This window comes from Chryseobacterium oryctis (assembly GCF_025971925.1).
In the GTDB taxonomy this organism is placed as follows: domain Bacteria; phylum Bacteroidota; class Bacteroidia; order Flavobacteriales; family Weeksellaceae; genus Chryseobacterium; species Chryseobacterium oryctis.
The window spans coordinates 17725-36463 of record NZ_JAPDHV010000004.1 but is presented as its reverse complement, the minus strand read 5'-3'; the positions used below and the strand labels follow the sequence as shown (position 1 = coordinate 36463).

Sequence of the window (18739 nt, the reverse complement as noted above, 5' to 3'; positions counted from 1 at the left end):
ATATGATTTTGCACGCGATAGGTTTAATGTCTGGTACAAGTTTAGATGGCTTAGACATCTGCTTTGCAAAATTTGAGAAAACCAATTCCTGGAATTTCGAAATTATTAAAGCTGAGACAATTCCCTATCCTAAAAACTGGGAGGAAAAACTCAGAAACTCCATTCATTTATCCGCAGAAGAGTTATTGGAACTAAATGCTGAATATGGTTTTTATTTGGGAGAACTCACCAATGATTTTATTCAAAGAAATCAATTAGAAAACATTGACCTGATCGCTTCTCATGGTCACACGGTTTTTCATCAGCCCAAGAAAAAATTCACGCTACAAATCGGAGACGGAAGAGCCATCAAAATAGAAACAAATCTACCTGTAATTTACGATTTTAGAAGTCAGGATGTTTTAATGGGGGGAAACGGAGCTCCTCTAGTTCCAATCGGTGACGAATTGCTTTTTTCCCAATATGATGCCTGTCTTAACCTTGGAGGATTTTCAAATATTTCATTAAAATCAAATGGCAAAAGAATAGCCTTTGATGTTGCTCCTGTCAATATCGTTTTGAATAAACTCGTACAAAAATTCAATAAAAGCTTCGACGAAAACGGAGATTTGGCAAGAACAGGAAAAGTGGATGAGGCTTTGCTACAGAAGCTCAATTCACTAGATTTTTATAAACAATCACATCCAAAATCTTTAGGAATTGAATGGTGTAATGAAAGTATTTTTCCTTTGTTCGATAAACTTGAAGTTATTGATGTATTAGCAACTTTTACAGAACATATAAGTCAACAAATTGCTAATGTAATTAATGAAAACAACTTGTCTACAATTTTATTTACAGGTGGTGGAACTTACAACACCTTCATAATCGAAAAAATCAAAGCAAAAACAACGGCAAAAATCATTATCCCCGAAAAAAAAATCATTGATTATAAAGAAGCATTAATATTTGCTTTTATGGGCGTTTTAAGACTCATTAACGAAACAAATGTCCTTTCTTCAGCAACGGGAAGTACTCATAACCATAGCTCAGGAGTTATTGCATAAAAAAACCTTCATTTCTGAAGGTCAATTATCTTATTTATAAGCTTCGATTTTATCTGTCAAAGCATTGATGAAGTTTTTAAGAGGTTTTTCTACCATCATTTTAATGAAAGGGTTAAATTTTCCTTCAAACAACATTTGTACCTCAGTTTGGTTATCATTAATAGGATTCAAAGTTGCAGTCAATGAAAAATCCAAACTTGAACTTGCAGACTTCAAAACAGCTTTCTGATCATCTACTTCAGCTATTTTCAAAGCAATCTCAGGCATTCCTTGTAATCCAAATTTAAATCCATCTTCTCTTGGCTCAAATTTCTGAAGACCTTCCGGCATAAATTCTTTGTAGTTTTCAGCCTTTTTTAGAACTTCAGTTAATTCTTTAGATGATTTATTGACAATTATTTTTCGTCCTTCTAAATTCATTTTTTATTTTTGTATTTAAATTCTTAATTATTACAAATGTATAAAGTTTTTGTGAACGAAAAAAAATTATTGTTATCTAAGGAATATCAAAATCTCGAAAAACAGCTTAGATACGAAAGTTTCACAACTTTAGAGATGGCGGTAGATATACTGGAAAATACTTCTGCCAAAGAACTGAATGTTTACGGAGAAAATATTAATGAAATCTGGAGCCAGTTTCAAAATCTTTTCAGAATCATAGAAGCAGCCGGAGGAATTGTAAGCAACAGTAACGGAGAAGTTCTTTTCATCAAAAGACTCGGAAAATGGGATTTACCAAAAGGTAAAATGGAAAAAGGCGAATCCAGAGAAGAGTCTGCTGTAAGAGAGATAGAAGAAGAAACAGGTTTGAAGGATGTTGAACTTGTAAAATTCATCAATACAACTTATCATATTTACACAGAAAGAAACGGTGATAAAATTCTAAAATGCACTCACTGGTTTGAAATGAATTTTGATGGTGAAGACACCTCAAAACCTCAAATTGAAGAAGGAATAACAGAAGTTGCCTGGAAAAACGATTCTCTGATAGAAAATGAAGTTTTTCCAAACACATTCAAAAATATCAAACTTATTTTAAAAGAATTCTGGAGCAATAGAACTAAATAAATTCTATTGCTTTTTCTAATGCAATACCTCTGGAACCCTTTAACAAAACATTATCTGTCTGAATTTTATTCAGTTTTAAATAATCAATAAGTTCAGAAGTATTATCAAAAGCTGTTTCAGACCTGTTGATATTTTTGAAATTTTTCCCGACAGTAATTATCGTATTGAATCCTAGATTTAGGGCCAAATTAAGGATATCCTGATGCTCTTTCTCGCTCTCATCACCCAATTCAAGCATATCTCCGATAATAATTGTTTTTGAACCTTCAAAAGTGATAAAATTATTCAACGAAGCCGCCATTGAGCTTGGGTTTGCATTATACGTATCTAGAACTAAAGTTTTATCATCTTTCTTTACAACCTGAGAACGCATATTGGTTGGAGTATAATTCTCAATTGCATTTTTGATTTTATCAAACTTAATCCCAAAATATAACCCTAAACTTGCAGCAGCACAAAGGTTTGTAAAATTGTACTCTCCCGTAAGCTTTGAAACAGCCTCTTCATTCTGATAACTTAAACCTACGAAATGGTCTTTTGAAAATGCCGTAAAATCATAATTCGAAGACTCTTTTCCGAAAGTAATCTTAGGTGAATAATCCTCAGTTTTCTCTACCTGAATTGCATCATTTTCATTCACCAAAATAATCTGATTATGATTTTTTAAATAATCATATAATTCGGATTTTCCTTTAATGACTCCTTCAAAACCTCCAAAACCCTCCAAATGAGCTTTTCCAAAATTGGTAATATACCCATAATTGGGTTGAGAAATAGCGCATAAAGATTCAATTTCTTTCTGATGATTAGCTCCCATTTCTATAACAGCCATCTCATGATCCAGTTTAATGGATAGAATCGTTAACGGAACTCCAATGTGATTGTTTAGATTTCCAAAAGTATATTGTACATTGAATTTTTCCGAAAGAACAGCATGAATCAATTCTTTGGTAGTAGTTTTACCATTACTTCCCGTAAGCCCAATAATAGGAATTGAAAGCTGATTTCTATGATAAACAGCTAGTTTTTGCAAAAAATCTAATGTTGATGGAACATAGAAAATATTCTTAGCTATATTTTCAAAATCTTTTTGTTCAACAATTACCGCTAAAGCACCTTCATCAATAGCTTTTTCTGCCAAAGTTGCTGCATTAAAATTCTCTCCCGAAAAAGCGAAAAAAATATCATTTACCTCTATTTTGCGACTATCAATGGTGACTTTATTTGACTTTAAAAATAAAGCGTAAAACTCTTCTATATTCATGGTTCAAAAATAAAAAACCTTCCAAAATTTTGGAAGGTTTTTTAAAAATATTTTTGATAAATATTATCTTCTAGTTCTACTCTTATCGTTTCCTCTAGCATCTTGAGCTACACGGAACCCAACCCAGCCATATGCTGAATTCTGATTCTTATATCTTCTTTGCCCCGGATCTAACCAATAAGCTGTATCTTGCCAAGAACCTCCTTTCACAACTCTTACTTCGTTTGAAATAGCTGAAGTTCTGTCTTTAGTATCTTTTTGGAGAATTACTCTACCGCTACCATCTACAATAAATCTTCTTTGTGGAGAATTATACATATCAAAGGATGATGCAGAATCTGACGATGCTCTATAGTATTCTAAAGAAGATTGTCTGTCACCATCTCTGTAGTTTCTGTAATCAGCGATAGTTTGTCTTTCAAACTGACCTGGTAAATTTTTGTAAACTAATCTACCATCAGCTAAAGTGTCGTATTTAATATTTGTTTCGTCTATCATCTTGTAAGTTCCGTCTCCGTTTCTTACAATAGCCTGAGGCATATTTCCTCTATAATAGTTGAAGTCACTATATTCTTCATCAATAATTGGTCTGTAAACATCCGCAGTCCATTCTGCAACGTTACCATACATACCATAAATACCTAAATCATTTGAAGGATATTGTCTAACATCTGAAGTCTGAGCAGAACCATCATTCTTCCATCCTGGAATACCAGAATAATCTCCTCTTCCCATTTTGAAGTTTTCTAGGAACATACCTCTATCTCTTCCTTTAGTTCCTCTTAATCTTTCAATTTGAGTTTTTTTGCCAAGATATTGATTATACTCTCTATTTTTAGCCATACCAAGTGCTGCATATTCCCATTCAACTTCAGTAGGAAGTCTGAATTTTTGTACCATAGCAGCGTTAGGAGCTCTGTTTGCAGCTAATAATCTTTGGTTTGTAGTTTTCAAACCTGTTTTTTGCTGCATTCTTTGTTCATTTATATAACCTTGCATGTCTGGATCATTCGATTTGAATTTATCCATATTAAATGCAGTTCCTCCTTGGTTATTTGATTCGTTGATATACAAATCTTTAGCAATAATACCGGCTTGCATTAAAGCTTTTTCGTTTGCTCTATCTGTTAACCACTCACAGTATCTGTTTGCTTGAGTCCAAGAAACACCCACTACCGGATAGTAATCAAACTCTGGAGAACGGAAATAAGTTTCGTTATAATCGTTCCTAGAAAGTTTGTTATCCCATAACAAGGTATCTGGTAAAGCACCATTATAGATTTCCTTAAAGCTAGGATCGCTTGGTGGGAATACATACTTCAACCATGTAAGGTATTCGCGGTATTCATAGTTAGTAATTTCTGTTTCGCCGATAAAGAAAGAACTAACCTGCATTCTGCGAGGTGAATTATTCCAATCGTGCATAACATCATCTTTCACTAATCCCATTGTAAAAGTTCCACCTTCTACATATACCATTCCCGGCCAACCCTTCTGCTTTTGTTGCTTTCCTGCAAAAAACCAACCTTGTTTTTCGTTTGGTTTCCAACCTGTCTTGCTGACAAATTTTTTAGTACCGCCTCCTTTGCTAGTACCTGACCCTCCACAGCTGGTTAATGCAAGTGTAGAACTTAATGCTATTAATGAAAACAACTTTAGTTTTTTCATAGTCGATATAAATATTTTCAAAGTACAAAGAAAAAATAAATTATTCAATAAATCAAGTAAAGATTTGATTTTTTTGAAAAACGTTAACAAATTAATTTTATTGTATCACAAATTAATTATAAAATTTTCATTTATTTTGTAATTCAGAAATTTGATTAATAAACATGAGAGAAAAAATCACGCTTTTATTTCTATTTACCTTTGCTTCAATGCTTTGGTCCCAAAGAATCAATATTGAATGGAATGGTTCTAAAGTTCAGGACTTTGGTGAAACAAAATTAAATCTTCCAAATTTCAAAAATGAAGGTTTTTCTTACAACCAAAATAACATTTTTATTGTAACTGGACAAAAAATTGGAGAAAAACAATTAAAAATAACTAATCTAAATTGGGAAAACGTTTCTAATGGAGAATTGTATGAGCTTAATAAAGAGCTGATTCCTAGTTTTGAAGTAAAAGATATTGCTTATTATTATTTTGAGGGAGAAAGATATGCAAGTATCAATGTTTCTTTATTCAAGAATATAAAAGGCAGAATTCAAAGATTATCCTCATTCGATATTTCTGAAGGTTCTCCTGATATTTCAAAAAATATTAGCGCAGCAAAAGTAGGTTCTACGATAAACCCTCTATCTAGTGGTAATTTTTACAAAATCAAAGTTGATAAATCCGGTATTTTTAAAATTACCCGTCAGTTTTTACAAGATATCGGAATTAACCCAAGTTCTGTAAATCCTAAAAACTTTAGAATTTATGGCAATGGTGGAATAATGCTTCCTGAACACAATCAAGATACAAAGTATAGCGCTCTACAAGAAAATGCAGTACAGGTTGTAGGTGAAGACGATGGTGTGTGGAATGATGGAGACTATGCTTTATTCTACGCTCAGGGACCTAACGGATATAACCTTTATGATACTACAAACGGGAATGGTTTTAAAAGGCACGAAACTAGAAGCGATTCTAGCAACAATGTAAAAAATATTTATGAGGATTATTCATATTATTATATTACTTTTGATAAAGGACCTGGAAAGAGAGTTCAGCCTGTAGATGTAAATCTTCCTGCTACTCCTTTAATTACAAGATATGACAACTATCAAGTCATTAATAAAGACGAGAAAAACCTTTTAAAAGTGGGAAGAACTTGGGTAGAAGAAGCTCCTTTTACAACAGATAAAACTATTACATTTACGACAAACTCCCCTATTCAAGGCGGAGATGAAATAAGATACAGAGCTCAAGTAATAGGATATCATTCCCAACAAAACTCCATTACCTTTGATCTTAACACTCAAAATCCTGTGCCCTTTACCGTACCTACAAATACAACTGACTTTTCCTATGATTTCCATCCAATGACGTATAATGGTACCCTATCAAATTTAAGCGGCAATCAGATAACATTAAATATTAAACCCAATATTGCAACAAATCCTAACGGAACGTTTTACTTTAATTATGTAGAAGTTCAGTATAAGGAAGATTTGAAATTCAACGGAACTCAAATGAATTTCAGAGATTTTTCGCTCGTAAGCGGTGCAAATACAAATTATGGTTTCAGTATTTCAAATGCAACCGGAATGGAACAGGTATGGGATGTAACTGATATTACCAATGCAAACAGAAGGGTTAATAAAGCATCTGGAAGCAGTACTTTCAATTTTGGATATACTACATCTGACCAAAACTTCAATAATGAATTTGTGGCATTCAGAGCTGAAGCAGCTTTTAGTCCTCAATTTGTCGAAAGAATTACGAATCAAGACCTTTCTTCCTTACAAAATGTAGATTACTTGATTATTACAACCGCCCAATTGATGTCTCAAGCTCAAAGAATAGCAAACCATCACCAAACCAAAAATAACTACAATGTACAAATAGTTGATGTAAATAAAATCTATAATGAATTTGGAAGTGGAAGTAGAGACATTACAGCAATCAGAGATTTCGTCACAAAATTAAATACACCAACAGGTCGTCTAAAATACGTTTTCATTCTAGGTGATGCTTCATATGATTATAAAGACAGAATTGCCAACAATTCTAACGTAGTATCAAGTTACCAAAGTGAAGCTTCAGGTGATTTTATAAACTCATTCGTTACAGATGACTATTTTGTAATGACACAGCCCCAAACGGTAAATATGATTTATAGTAATTTACCGGATTTACCAATCGGAAGAGTTCCTGCTGCTAATATTACGGAAGCATCTAACATGATCGATAAAATTTTAGCATACTATAATTCTTTACCAGGGCAATCTACCCCTTTCGGTGAATGGCGTATGAAACTTGATTTTGTGGTTGATGATGATAGAGACGGAGGCTCTCCTTTCCACGATGTAATGAATACTTCTTTAGTAAATGTATTTGAGCAACCAGGTCAGACTCTAAAAGAATACAATGTAAGAAAGCTTTATCTAGATGCATTTCAGCAGCAAAGCACCGCAGGAGGTCCAAGATATCCTCAAGTAAATCAAGCAATAGCAAATGATATGAGTAACAGCTTATACCTTTTCTATTTTGGACATGGAGGTATTAATGGTTGGGCTCAGGAAAGAGTATTATCTGTAGATGAAATTCAAGCTGCTAACAATTTTTCAAACATATATAGCAGATTCCCGTTTGTTTCTACTATTACCTGTGAATTTACATTATGGGATGAGCCTGCTACAAACTCTGCTGGAGAACAGTTTATTAAACTAAAACAAGGAGGTCCTGCCACAATGATTACATCAAGCCGTGCAGTAGGTGTAGGATATGGTAGAGATTTTACTGGCTTGTTTACACAAAATATTTTCAAGCTTGAAAATGACGATTTTGCAACTTTAGGTATTGCTCATTTAAATGCAAAAAAACAAAGAAATGCAGATGGAAACCATTTAAAAGTAAATTTCTTAGGAGATCCTGCTATGAAACTTAGCAGACCTAAAAGATTATTAGCTATTGATGCTATCGAAACTCCTGTACCAGGATTAATAAGGGGGTTGGATTTTGTTAAAATTAAAGGTCATATCAAAAATGAAAACGGAACAATAAATACTACTTTCAACGGAAGAGTTGTTATTAATATTTTTGATAAGAGACTAAACAAAACAACCTTGAATAATGATGGAGGTATGACTCCTACACTTAACTATACAGAAGAAGGTAGCGCAATTGTAAAAGCATCAGGAACTGCCGTAAATGGGGTTTTCACTGTAGAGTTCTATGTTCCTAAAGATATTAACTATGCCGTAGGAGAAGGTAGAATCTTAGGTTATGCAGACAACAAAGCAACAGATGTATTCAATAATCAAGCTGTACAGGTTGGAGATATCAACCCGAACGGAATAAATGATAACGAACCTCCAAAAGTAAAGTTATACATGAACAATACCAACTTCGCAGACGGAGGTATTACCAACCAAAATCCAATGTTATTAGCATGTATTACTGATGATACTGGAATTAATTCCACTGGTTCTGGTGTTGGTCATGATATTACTGTATATTTGGATGGTCAAATTATTAACACCGTTATCTTAAATGATTTCTTTGCATCTGGAGAAGGAAATGGATGTTTAAACCCAAGTTTGGCAGATTATCAAAAAGGAAATGTTACATATCCTTTCAGAAATTTAGCTGTTGGGCAACACCAATTGACATTTAAAGTTTGGGATATAAACAATAATTCGACAACAGCTACGTTAAACTTTGAAGTTAAGGATGAGTCGGATCAACATTTGGTTATTAACAGACCATTAAACTGGCCAAATCCTTTTACCAATAAAACATATGTTCAGTTTGAGCATAATTGTGATGATATTTTGGATGTAAATGTTCAAATTTATACCATTACAGGAAAATTGGTAAAAACAATTTCACAGCCAGTAGTCGCAGAACCGTTCCTACAGGGCTTTAGAACGCCTCGCCAAGCAATAGAATGGGACGGAAGAGATGATTTTGGTGCTACAGTTGCAAAAGGTACGTATATTTTTAAGATATTTGCAAAAAGTCAAAATCAAGAAAAATGCAAAGGAAGTGCTACAGCTGTAGAAAAAATGGTACTTTTGAAATAAATTAAAATAATAACAGTAATAATATACATAAAAAACTGATAATATATAAAAGACAAGATATGAATTTAACTACTAAACTGCTTTTAGGAATTGGTTTGAGTGCTGGTTTTTTAGGCTATTCGCAAGATCTGAGTAAAATAAATCCAGTATTAACCGGAGCTCCTTTCCTAAGAATTGCTCCAGACGCAAGAGCTGGAGGTATGGGAGATCAAGGAGTTGTTACCTCTCCGGATGCATTTTCTCAATTCTGGAACGCAGCGAAATATCCTTTTAGCAGAACAAATTCTTCTGTGGGTGTTAACTATACACCTTATATGGGAAAACTTACGAATGATGTATTCTTATTATATGGTGCATTCCATAAATTTTTAGGTCAGGAAGAAAGATCTACAATCTCGGCAAGTATCTATTACTTTAATATGGGTGAAGTAGATTTGACTCAATTAGTAGGGAATGAAGTTGCACCAATGGGTACATCCAAACCAAATGAATTCTCTATTGATGTCGCTTATGGATTAAAACTTTCAGATTCCTATTCAATGGCAGTTACAGGTAGGTATATTCGTTCAGATTTAGGAGGAAGTTTCAATACAGATAATACTATAAAACCAGCAAACTCTTTTGCTGTGGATGTTTCAGGATACTACACTTCACCAAAATTCTCTAGCTTCGGCGGATATGATGGTAAAGTAAATGCAGGTTTTGCTGTTCAAAACTTAGGTCCTAAATTAGATTATACAGGAAATGAAGAATCGAGATCTTATCTTCCTACAATGGCTAGATTAGGTATTGGTTACGATATGTATCTTGATGATTTAAACAGAATCGGATTAAGTGTTGAAGGTTCTAAAATTTTGGTTCCGGGTTCTGAATATGTAGGAATGGATCCAAATACAAGAAAACCTATTTATGCGGTTCCAAATGTTGGTGTAATGCAAGGTATTGGAAAATCTTTCAAAAACAAAAACTCTATCATGTATAGTGGAGCTTTAGAATATTCTTATGATAATGCTTTTGCTGTAAGAGGAGGTTATTTCCACGAAAGTGAAGAACAGGGAGCAAGACAATTTGCTACTGCAGGTATCGGATTAAAATATCGTTCTTTCGGGCTTGATATTTCTTACCTGATCAATATGTCTAAAATTAACACGGCTTTAGATAACACCCTACGTTTCGGATTGACTTGGAACATCGGTGATGAAACATCTAACATTGATCGTTAAAAAAAAATATAACAAATAAGTATAGAAAAGTCTCATTTTTATGAGGCTTTTTTTGTTTTCTATAAGTATTTTTGTAGTATGAACTATTCTGCGGAACTTAAAAAATTCGTAACCAGCCAATATGTATATTCTTCTATCAGAATTACATTGGCTACCGTTCTGCCATGTTTAGTTCTCGCACACTTCGGAATTCTAAAAGAATATTTCCTTTTTCCTTTAGGGACAAGCTTTGTAGCATTAACAGACCAACCCGGTCCATTTATCAGAAGAAGAAACGCATTGACATTCGCCATTTTTTGCTTTGTGCTTGTAGCACTTATTGCAAGTTTGGTGATGAATTTCAAAATTCTTGTCTTTGCTGAGATTATTGTTTTCGGAATGTTCTTCTCTTTGATTGGGGTTTATGGTCAAAGATTAGCTGCCGTTGGTTCACTATCCTTAGTTGTATTGGCTATCTTTATTGATGGACATTTGACAGGAGCTAACATCCTCAAAAGTTTATTGATTTTCACATCTGGCTGTATTTGGTTTTTGTTAATATTCTTAATTGTTACAACTATTCAGCCTTACAAATTGGCGGGGCAAATGATTGGCGAAAATTATCTGCAATTGGCGGAGTTTTTAAAAATCAAAGCGGGATATTATCAAAAAAATCCTGACTACAGCAAACTTACAACACAGGTTATTGCAAAACAGATTGAAATAAAAAACCTTCAGGAAGATACCCGAGAAACGGTATTCAAAACAAGAACCATCGTTAATGAATCAACTACTACAAGTCGATTATTAATGTTGATGTTCCTGAATTCAATGGATCTTCATGAAAAACTGATGACCTCAGAAAGTGATTATGAAAAACTTCAGCAAAGTTTTCAGGACAGCACAATTCTGGTAAATATTCATCATTATCTGGAATTGCTTTCTGAAGAAATAACAAACATCGGAATTGCGCTACAAAGCGGAACAAGAGCTAAACCTTTATTTGATTTAGATACGGAATTAAAAAATCTTAATCATCATTTTTTTGACCTTAGAAACAAAGAACTCAATCCGAACAATCTGGAAAACTTCATGATTTTGCGTCAAATTTTGATGCGTATCAATGAAATTACTAAAGAAATTAATGAAATTTATAAAGTCTTTTCCCAAAATATAAAATTAGCAAAAAGTCTATCAACAGGGTTGGACTTCAAAAAATTCATGCCCAATGAGGAGAAACTTAATTTTAAAGTTTTAAAAAACAATATATCTTTTACATCTTCTCATTTCCGTCATGCTTTGAGAATTACGATAGCTCTATTGTTAGGATATTTATTTTCATTATTCGAATTTTTGGGGTTAGGTCATACCTATTGGATTATGATTACGATTACGGCAATTCTGAAACCCGCCTACTCTATTACCAAAAAAAGAAACCTTCTCCGACTTTACGGAACCATTTCTGGAGCCATCATAGCCTATACAATTTTATATTTTGTTCATATCAATCAGGTTTTGTTTACCATTCTGCTTTTAAGTATGATAATGTGTTTCAGTTTTCTGAAAGGCAGATACTTTTGGGCAGTATTTTTCATGACAATTTATGTTTTCCTAAGTTTTAATTTTTTAAATCCTGGAAATGTTGACGTTATATTTAAGGACAGAATTCTTGATACCGTAATTGCAGGAATCATTGCATCTTTTGTCTCTTATGTTGTTTTCCCGGTTTGGGAACACACTCAGAATCTGGATTTAATGAAAAAATCAGCAGAAAGTAACCTTATTTATTTTCAAAGTGTAATTGCAAAGTTTTTAGAAAATAATTTTGATATTGAAGATTATAAAGTAAAACGTAAAAATGCCATTATTTCATTGGCAAACCTTTCCGACAACTTCCAAAGAATGATTTCTGAACCTAAAAATCAAAGAAAAAAACTGGAAGTTGTTCATCAGTTTGTAGCAACCTCTCATCTTATTACAGCTTATACCGCATCGCTTTCTCAATATGTAAAAGGGAACGAAAAATATCCAGAAATAGACACCGAAAACTGGAGCAAAAAAATAACTGCAGAAATGCAAAAGGTAATAAATCTTCTGCATGATGAGAAAATCACTGAAACTTTAGTCAAAGAAAGTAAACTCGAGCCTGAAGATGAAGTGGAAGATCTTCTTATGCAACGTAAAAACGAAATTGAAGAAAACGAAATTGTAGACAGAAGAGATCCGAATAAAATTTCACATTTAACTGAGATAAAAAACATTCATGATGTTTTAGAACTCATCTATGACGTTACGAAAGAACAGAGAAAAGTGATTGAGAAGTACAAAAATGAAACAGCAACTATCAAAAGTACAGAACCTATTCCTCAACAATCGTAAAACAATAATCATCAAAAAATTTCACTCTTGCTTTCAACTCATCAGAAATAGTATCGTCATGCACACGGCATTGTATACTATCCAAATATTCTAGCTCAAAAGGTCTGACTTCATAATGTTTTTTAAGTGACCAAAATTTTGAATGATGAAGTTTGTACATACTTTCTTTTACACTCCAAATAATGGTATAAAAGGTTACAGCATTATTGGAAGGAATAAAACCCCTTTCATTTTCATAAGTAAACTTATCAATTACTCTCAAAATTTTAGGATTGAACTTTTCAATATCAATTCCTATTTTATTTTTAGAAATAGCAATTGCTGCAAAAGGAAAGGAATGAGTGATAGAAATTTCGGCATCTTTTGGAGACAAAAAAGGCTCTCTATCATTGTATAATATTTTCGAATCCGGCTTTAAACTTTTTAAAAGTTTGCGTACCATTAATACTTCCAATAATTTCTTCGGATGATAATCTTTTACTTTTTCAGCATTTTCTGGTTCTAAAAGTGTTTGGATGTTCAATTCTTCATTTTTGTCGTATTTCCATACGAGAATTTTGGCATTATGATCTGAAAAATCGCGATAAAGAGGCATTGATTTTTTTATTGGGCAAAATTACCAAAAAGAAAATTAATAAAATTGGTATTAGATTGTCATACAAATTAATTTCCCATTCAATAATCTTATCTTCAAGTGCAAGTATAATTTCCTATAACCAGACTTCAAGTCACGTTTTTTTATATTAATTATTAATTGTAATTTTGCATTCTATTTTTAATTTTTTGAATTTAAACTTATTCATCAACATATGAGTACTACAACACAATACGTTCCTTATAAAGTTAAGGATATTTCCCTAGCAGAATGGGGCAGAAAAGAAATTACCCTTGCAGAAGCTGAAATGCCAGGTCTAATGGCAATCCGTGAAGAGTATGGCCCCTCTCAACCATTAAAAGGTGCAAGAATCGCAGGATGTCTACACATGACAATCCAAACTGCTGTGCTTATCGAGACATTAGTAGCTTTAGGAGCTGAAGTTACTTGGTCTTCTTGTAATATTTTCTCTACACAAGATCACGCTGCTGCTGCAATTGCTGCTGCAGGAATTCCTGTTTATGCTTGGAAAGGTATGAACGCAGAAGAATTTGACTGGTGTATTGAGCAAACTTTGTTCTTTGGTGAAGACAGAAAACCATTAAACATGATTTTGGATGATGGTGGAGATTTAACAAACATGGTTTTTGATAAATACCCTGAATTAACTAAAGACATCAAAGGGCTTTCTGAAGAAACTACAACAGGGGTTCACAGATTGTATGAAAGAATGGCAAACGGAACTTTAGTAATGCCTGCAATTAACGTAAATGATTCTGTAACGAAATCTAAATTTGATAACAAATACGGATGTAGAGAATCTGCAGTAGATGCTATCAGAAGAGCAACTGACGTTATGTTGGCTGGTAAAAGAGTAGTAGTTTGCGGATACGGAGACGTGGGTAAAGGTACTGCTGCATCTTTCAGAGGAGCTGGTTCTATTGTTACGGTTACAGAAATCGACCCAATCTGTGCACTTCAGGCTGCCATGGAAGGTTATGAGGTTAAGAAACTAGAAAATGTAATCGAAACTGCTGATATCGTTATTACTACAACAGGTAACTTCAATATCGTAAGAGGTGAGCATTTCAAAAAAATGAAAGATAAAACTATCGTTTGTAACATCGGTCACTTCGATAACGAAATCGATATGGCTTGGTTAAACGATAACTATGGTTCTACAAAATATGAAGTAAAACCTCAAGTTGATATCTATAACGTAGATGGTAAAGAAATCATTATTCTTGCAGAAGGTAGATTGGTAAACCTTGGTTGTGCTACAGGTCACCCATCTTTTGTAATGTCTAATTCTTTCTCTAACCAGACTTTAGCTCAAATTGAACTTTGGACTAATTCTGCAGCTTACAAAAACGAAGTATACACACTTCCTAAAAAATTAGACGAAAAAGTAGCGGCTCTTCACCTTAAAAAAATTGGTGTAGAACTAGAAACTCTTTCTCCTGAACAGGCTAAATATATTGGTGTAGAGGTTGAAGGACCATTCAAACCAGAATATTATAGATATTAATATTTTTTAATCTTAATAAAAAACTCTTCAAGAAAAATTCTTGAAGAGTTTTTTTATGGTATACATAATCTAATTTTATTTACCGTATTTTCCCCATTTCATACATAATAAAATTTGTGATATATTTGAAATCTTAAAAAAAACATTAAAAATGAAAAAACAAAATGTATCAAATGCATTCGTAGCTGCCTCATGGATTGCTTTAGGAGCAGGAATGATTGGGTTTGTCGTAGGTCTTGCAAGAGCAGAAATGCAGCTCAATGAAAAAGGATATTATTTCACCATCTTACTTTATGGTTTATTTGCTGTCGTTTCTTTGCAAAAAGCCGTTCGTGACAGATTAGAAAATATTAAAGTTACTGATATTTATTATGGTATTTGTTGGTTTGCCACCCTATCTTCAATAGTTTTATTAGCTATCGGTTTATGGAATGCTACTATTCTTCCGAGTGAGAAAGGTTTTTATGCCTTTGCTTTTTTATTAGCCCTTTTCGGAGCCATTGCTGTTCAGAAAAATACACGAGACAATATGCTTCAAGAATAAAAAAAAGCTCCGATTATGGAGCATTTTTTATTTATCATACCGATTAGGATGCAGCTTTTTAACATCATCAACTGTTCCCAATACTTTATCTTTTAAAGAATCCTGATATTTTTGAAGTTTATCCGAAATTTGACTATCTGCACTTCCTAAAATTTTTGCAGCTAAAATCCCTGCATTCAATGCTCCATTCAAAGCTACAGTTGCCACAGGAATTCCTCCCGGCATTTGAAGAATAGACAATACAGAATCCCACCCATCAATAGAATTACTTGATAAAATAGGAACACCAATCACCGGTAAAGTGGTACAACTTGCCACCATTCCCGGAAGATGTGCAGCACCTCCTGCTCCAGCAATGATTACTTTCAATCCTCTTTCTTTGGCTGTTTTTGCATATTCAAACATCCTTTCCGGAGTTCTGTGAGCCGAAACCACAGTCAATTCATAAGGAATATCTAAACTTTTCAAAAAATTGGCTGCCTGTTCCATGATTGGCAAATCACTCTGACTGCCCATAATAATTCCGATCATATTACTTTTTTAGATATTCAAAGATAAAAAAAATGTGTGAGGTCGAAGGATAAACTATAAACCATAATCTTTTTCAAACACTAGGACAATCTTTCAATACCCAATTTCAATTTATTCGAAAGGCTAAGTAAATGGCTTACATTTTCTTTTTTCACTATAAAAAAGCCATAACTGTCTCCTAAAGTATCCATATTCATAAGTTCCAAACCTTTTTCTGACAATGCTTTTTGTACATATACAAAGAGATCATGGCTGTAGGTTTCTTCAGGATAATCAAACGTCCAATCTTCATCCAGAAAGTATTCGATAATTCCTTCCATATCTTCAGGATCAAATTTCCAGTCACTATGCCAATAATTATCTTCATGAATAATTTCAAATCTCAAAGGAAAATACCCATCATCATAATAATCTTCACCTTGTTCTTCCAATTCAGCAATGAGTTGCTCCTCATCCTTTTGCCATTGTTCATAAAAATATTGTGCTTGTTCTTCCGCATTATCTATTTTCCAATAATTAGTCATATCCAAGACCTCTCTAAAATCCTGCAATGTAGCATCTTTTGAAATAAGAACATTGGGATGCTTATTCAAAATTTCTTCATTAATAATAACTCCTGTTTCCTGCGACAATGCTGCCAAAACTTTTTCAAATCTTTCAATAAAAATCTCATCTTCCGGTTCAGGATTATTAATATCTCCCAAAAACTTTGCATCCAGCAAATCTTCAATTGTATAAATAAGACCTCGCGAATAAAAAATCCTGAAAGAATTAATCTCTTCTGCATTATTTTCACAAACGAAGAACAAGTAAAAACTACATTTTATCCTTTTAAAATGTCTTTTCTCATTTTCATTTGGATTCACATAAAAGTTGAAAATCATCAAATCATATTGTCTATTGTTTTCTATATCACTTTCAATATCAACAGGACTTATTTCTGCTTTTTCGTGAACAATATTTAACAATTCATAAAAGTTTTTGAACCCTTTTCGTTCTAAAACCTTCTCATCATATTCAGAATTTTGATAGGAATATGGAAACTCATACCATGTCATTTCTGCTTCTTTTTCAAACCCGTCCACAAACACACTCACTTGATTGGACTCATGAACAAGATACTGAAACAGATTATGAAAGGTTTGAAAATCAAAATTAAACTTAGTTTTAGACTGTTCTTTTTTCTTTCTTCTAAATGGATTCCACATATTGATTGATTCACTCTATTTAATTCTATTTTCCTAATCTATCGCTAAAATATAAAAACTAGCAATATCTTTGTTACACTTTACACCTTCGTTTTGAAAGATTACAAACTTCTTCTTGCCATAATCACCGTAGCCATAGTTTGGGGAACAACGTTTTTAGCCATTCGGGTAGCTGTAGAAAGCATTCCTGCTTGGTTTGTAGCAGGGATTCGCCAGTTTTTGGCATCAATTATTATTTTACTGATATTAATTTACAGAAAGGAATTTCGATGGATTGGCTGGAAAAACTTAGGCTATCAAATTATTTTTTCAACATTAATGCTTGTTGTAGCCAACGGCATGACAACGGTTGCGGAAGAAACGGTTTCGAGTAGTTTAGCATCTCTTATCAGTACAGCCTCTCCTATTCTCGTATTTTTAGGAAGTGTTGCACTTGGTATTCAAAAATTTAGCTTTAGGGCTTTAATAGGTGTTTTGATGTGTTTTGGCGGAATCCTTTTCATTTTTTGGGATGGTGTTAAAGATTTAGCCAATCCCGATTACAGAATGGGAATTATTTTCTTGTTTTGTGCTATTTCAGGATGGGCATCAGGAACTATTTTCACCAAAAAATTGAATATTCAAAGCGGAAATATTTCTTTGAATTTATTCTATCAGTTCTTATTTGCTGGAATTATACAAGTTATTTTTGCTTTCATATTTTCAGAAAACTACAATTTTGAAGATTGGACATTAAGAAGCGTTTCAGCAATGCTCTATCTTGCTATATTCGGTTCTGTGATTGCTTTTTTTGCTTTTCATTATGCATTAACTAAAATTTCTCCTGTTCAGGTCTCTATATTAGCTTACATCAATACAATTATTGCCATATTTTTAGGCTGGCTGATTTTAAATGAAAGCATTTCCGCTAAATTTATCGTTGCCGCTATTCTAATTATGTGTGGAATATTTATTATTAATTATAATCCAGAAGCATCAAAAAAACAAAAGATTAAATAATTTTACACTAAACTTTCGAAAATTCTTTTTATTTTTTTAGTATTTTTTCCTTATATTGTTGAAACAAGATCAACGATATGCTAAAAAATTTATTCGCAATTTTTTTTATTATTCTTTTTTTCATCGGTTGTAGTGACAAAAGAAAGGAAAACAACTTAAGCGTCAGAGAACAACAACTTCTTGAAAAAGAAAAACTTTTCGCACAGAAAGAATCTGAATATCAAGCCTTATTGAAAATGAGAGACAGTATTTTTTCTGAAAAAGATTCAGCTAATGTTATCAGTTGGCCAATAGAAATATCTGGCCTATGGAATGGTAAAACGATCTGCACAGAATCCAGCTGTACAGATTATGTAGTTGGCGATCAACGTACAGATATTTGGGAATTTGACCAAGACTCTACACAGATGATAACTAAAATTATCAGTAATAATAAACTGGTAAGAGTATATTCCGGGAAATTTGAAAATAACGAAATTAAATTATATTATAAGACTGATTCCACATCTCAAAAAAAGGTAGAAATGAATGTATTATTTAATGAGATTTCTGCGGAAAAAATAAAAGGTACAAGAACTATTACAATAGACGACAACTGTACAGCAAAATTCTCTGTTGAATTGCTACGTTCCACAAAATAAAC

15 protein-coding genes are annotated in these 18739 nt (G+C 33.0%); 9 read left to right on the top strand and 6 right to left on the bottom strand.

Translation table 11 applies throughout. The features are described 5' to 3' along the window. Positions 1-2 precede the first annotated feature (2 nt). The gene (locus OH806_RS09845; protein ID WP_264743510.1) at positions 3-1046 is read left to right on the top strand and encodes an anhydro-N-acetylmuramic acid kinase; all 1044 of its coding nucleotides are present in this window, start codon (positions 3-5) and stop codon (positions 1044-1046) included. A gap of 30 nt (positions 1047-1076) precedes the next feature. Here the strand turns inward: OH806_RS09845 and OH806_RS09840 are convergent, their stop codons facing one another. Next, complete coding sequence (locus tag OH806_RS09840; protein WP_264743509.1) at positions 1077-1466, bottom strand: YwqI/YxiC family protein; 390 nt, start codon at positions 1464-1466, stop codon at positions 1077-1079. A gap of 36 nt (positions 1467-1502) precedes the next feature. Between OH806_RS09840 and OH806_RS09835 the strand changes: the two genes are divergently transcribed. Further along, positions 1503-2114 (top strand): NUDIX domain-containing protein, encoded by a 612-nt coding sequence (locus OH806_RS09835; protein WP_264743508.1) that lies wholly within the window; start codon positions 1503-1505, stop codon positions 2112-2114. On the opposite strand, the gene OH806_RS09830 is transcribed toward OH806_RS09835, so the two are convergent. Further along, the gene (locus OH806_RS09830; RefSeq protein WP_264743507.1) at positions 2107-3378 is read right to left on the bottom strand and encodes a UDP-N-acetylmuramoyl-tripeptide--D-alanyl-D-alanine ligase; all 1272 of its coding nucleotides are present in this window, start codon (positions 3376-3378) and stop codon (positions 2107-2109) included. The two genes, OH806_RS09835 and OH806_RS09830, sit on opposite strands and share 8 nt — an antisense overlap. Before the next feature lie 63 nt (positions 3379-3441). Further along, positions 3442-5046: a gliding motility lipoprotein GldJ gene (gene gldJ / locus OH806_RS09825; protein ID WP_264743506.1), complete on the bottom strand. Its 1605-nt coding sequence runs from the start codon at positions 5044-5046 to the stop codon at positions 3442-3444. A gap of 164 nt (positions 5047-5210) precedes the next feature. Between gldJ and porU the strand changes: the two genes are divergently transcribed. From porU to OH806_RS09810, 3 genes are all read left to right on the top strand, one after another. Then, positions 5211-9110, top strand: coding sequence for a type IX secretion system sortase PorU (gene porU / locus OH806_RS09820; RefSeq protein WP_264743505.1), 3900 nt, complete (start codon positions 5211-5213; stop codon positions 9108-9110). Between the two features lie 59 nt (positions 9111-9169). After that, positions 9170-10333, top strand: coding sequence for a type IX secretion system outer membrane channel protein PorV (gene porV / locus OH806_RS09815; protein WP_264743504.1), 1164 nt, complete (start codon positions 9170-9172; stop codon positions 10331-10333). A 78-nt stretch (positions 10334-10411) separates the two neighbouring features. Then, on the top strand, positions 10412-12691 hold the full coding sequence (locus OH806_RS09810; protein WP_264743503.1) for an FUSC family protein: 2280 nt from the start codon (positions 10412-10414) through the stop codon (positions 12689-12691). Here OH806_RS09810 and OH806_RS09805 read toward each other — a convergent pair. Continuing rightward, a complete protein-coding gene (locus OH806_RS09805) occupies positions 12672-13286 on the bottom strand; it encodes a 4'-phosphopantetheinyl transferase family protein (protein WP_264743502.1) in 615 nt (204 codons plus the stop codon). The two genes, OH806_RS09810 and OH806_RS09805, sit on opposite strands and share 20 nt — an antisense overlap. Before the next feature lie 214 nt (positions 13287-13500). Between OH806_RS09805 and ahcY the strand changes: the two genes are divergently transcribed. Both ahcY and yiaA read left to right on the top strand, forming a co-directional pair. Next, a complete protein-coding gene (ahcY, locus tag OH806_RS09800) occupies positions 13501-14814 on the top strand; it encodes an adenosylhomocysteinase (RefSeq protein ID WP_264743501.1) in 1314 nt (437 codons plus the stop codon). 151 nt (positions 14815-14965) lie between these two features. After that, a complete protein-coding gene (gene yiaA, locus OH806_RS09795; protein WP_264743500.1) occupies positions 14966-15358 on the top strand; it encodes an inner membrane protein YiaA in 393 nt (130 codons plus the stop codon). A gap of 27 nt (positions 15359-15385) precedes the next feature. Here the strand turns inward: yiaA and purE are convergent, their stop codons facing one another. Both purE and OH806_RS09785 read right to left on the bottom strand, forming a co-directional pair. Beyond that, positions 15386-15889, bottom strand: a complete 504-nt coding sequence (gene purE, locus OH806_RS09790; RefSeq protein ID WP_264743499.1) for a 5-(carboxyamino)imidazole ribonucleotide mutase — start codon at positions 15887-15889, stop codon at positions 15386-15388. A gap of 80 nt (positions 15890-15969) precedes the next feature. Continuing rightward, entirely contained in the window at positions 15970-17097 is a 1128-nt protein-coding gene (locus tag OH806_RS09785; RefSeq protein WP_264743498.1) for a DUF6630 family protein, read from the bottom strand. A gap of 93 nt (positions 17098-17190) precedes the next feature. Here OH806_RS09785 and OH806_RS09780 point away from each other — a divergent pair, with 93 nt between their 5' ends. Both OH806_RS09780 and OH806_RS09775 read left to right on the top strand, forming a co-directional pair. Continuing rightward, entirely contained in the window at positions 17191-18096 is a 906-nt protein-coding gene (locus OH806_RS09780; RefSeq protein WP_264743497.1) for a DMT family transporter, read from the top strand. Between the two features lie 77 nt (positions 18097-18173). Then, positions 18174-18737, top strand: coding sequence for a hypothetical protein (locus tag OH806_RS09775; RefSeq protein ID WP_264743496.1), 564 nt, complete (start codon positions 18174-18176; stop codon positions 18735-18737). Positions 18738-18739: the final 2 nt, after the last annotated feature.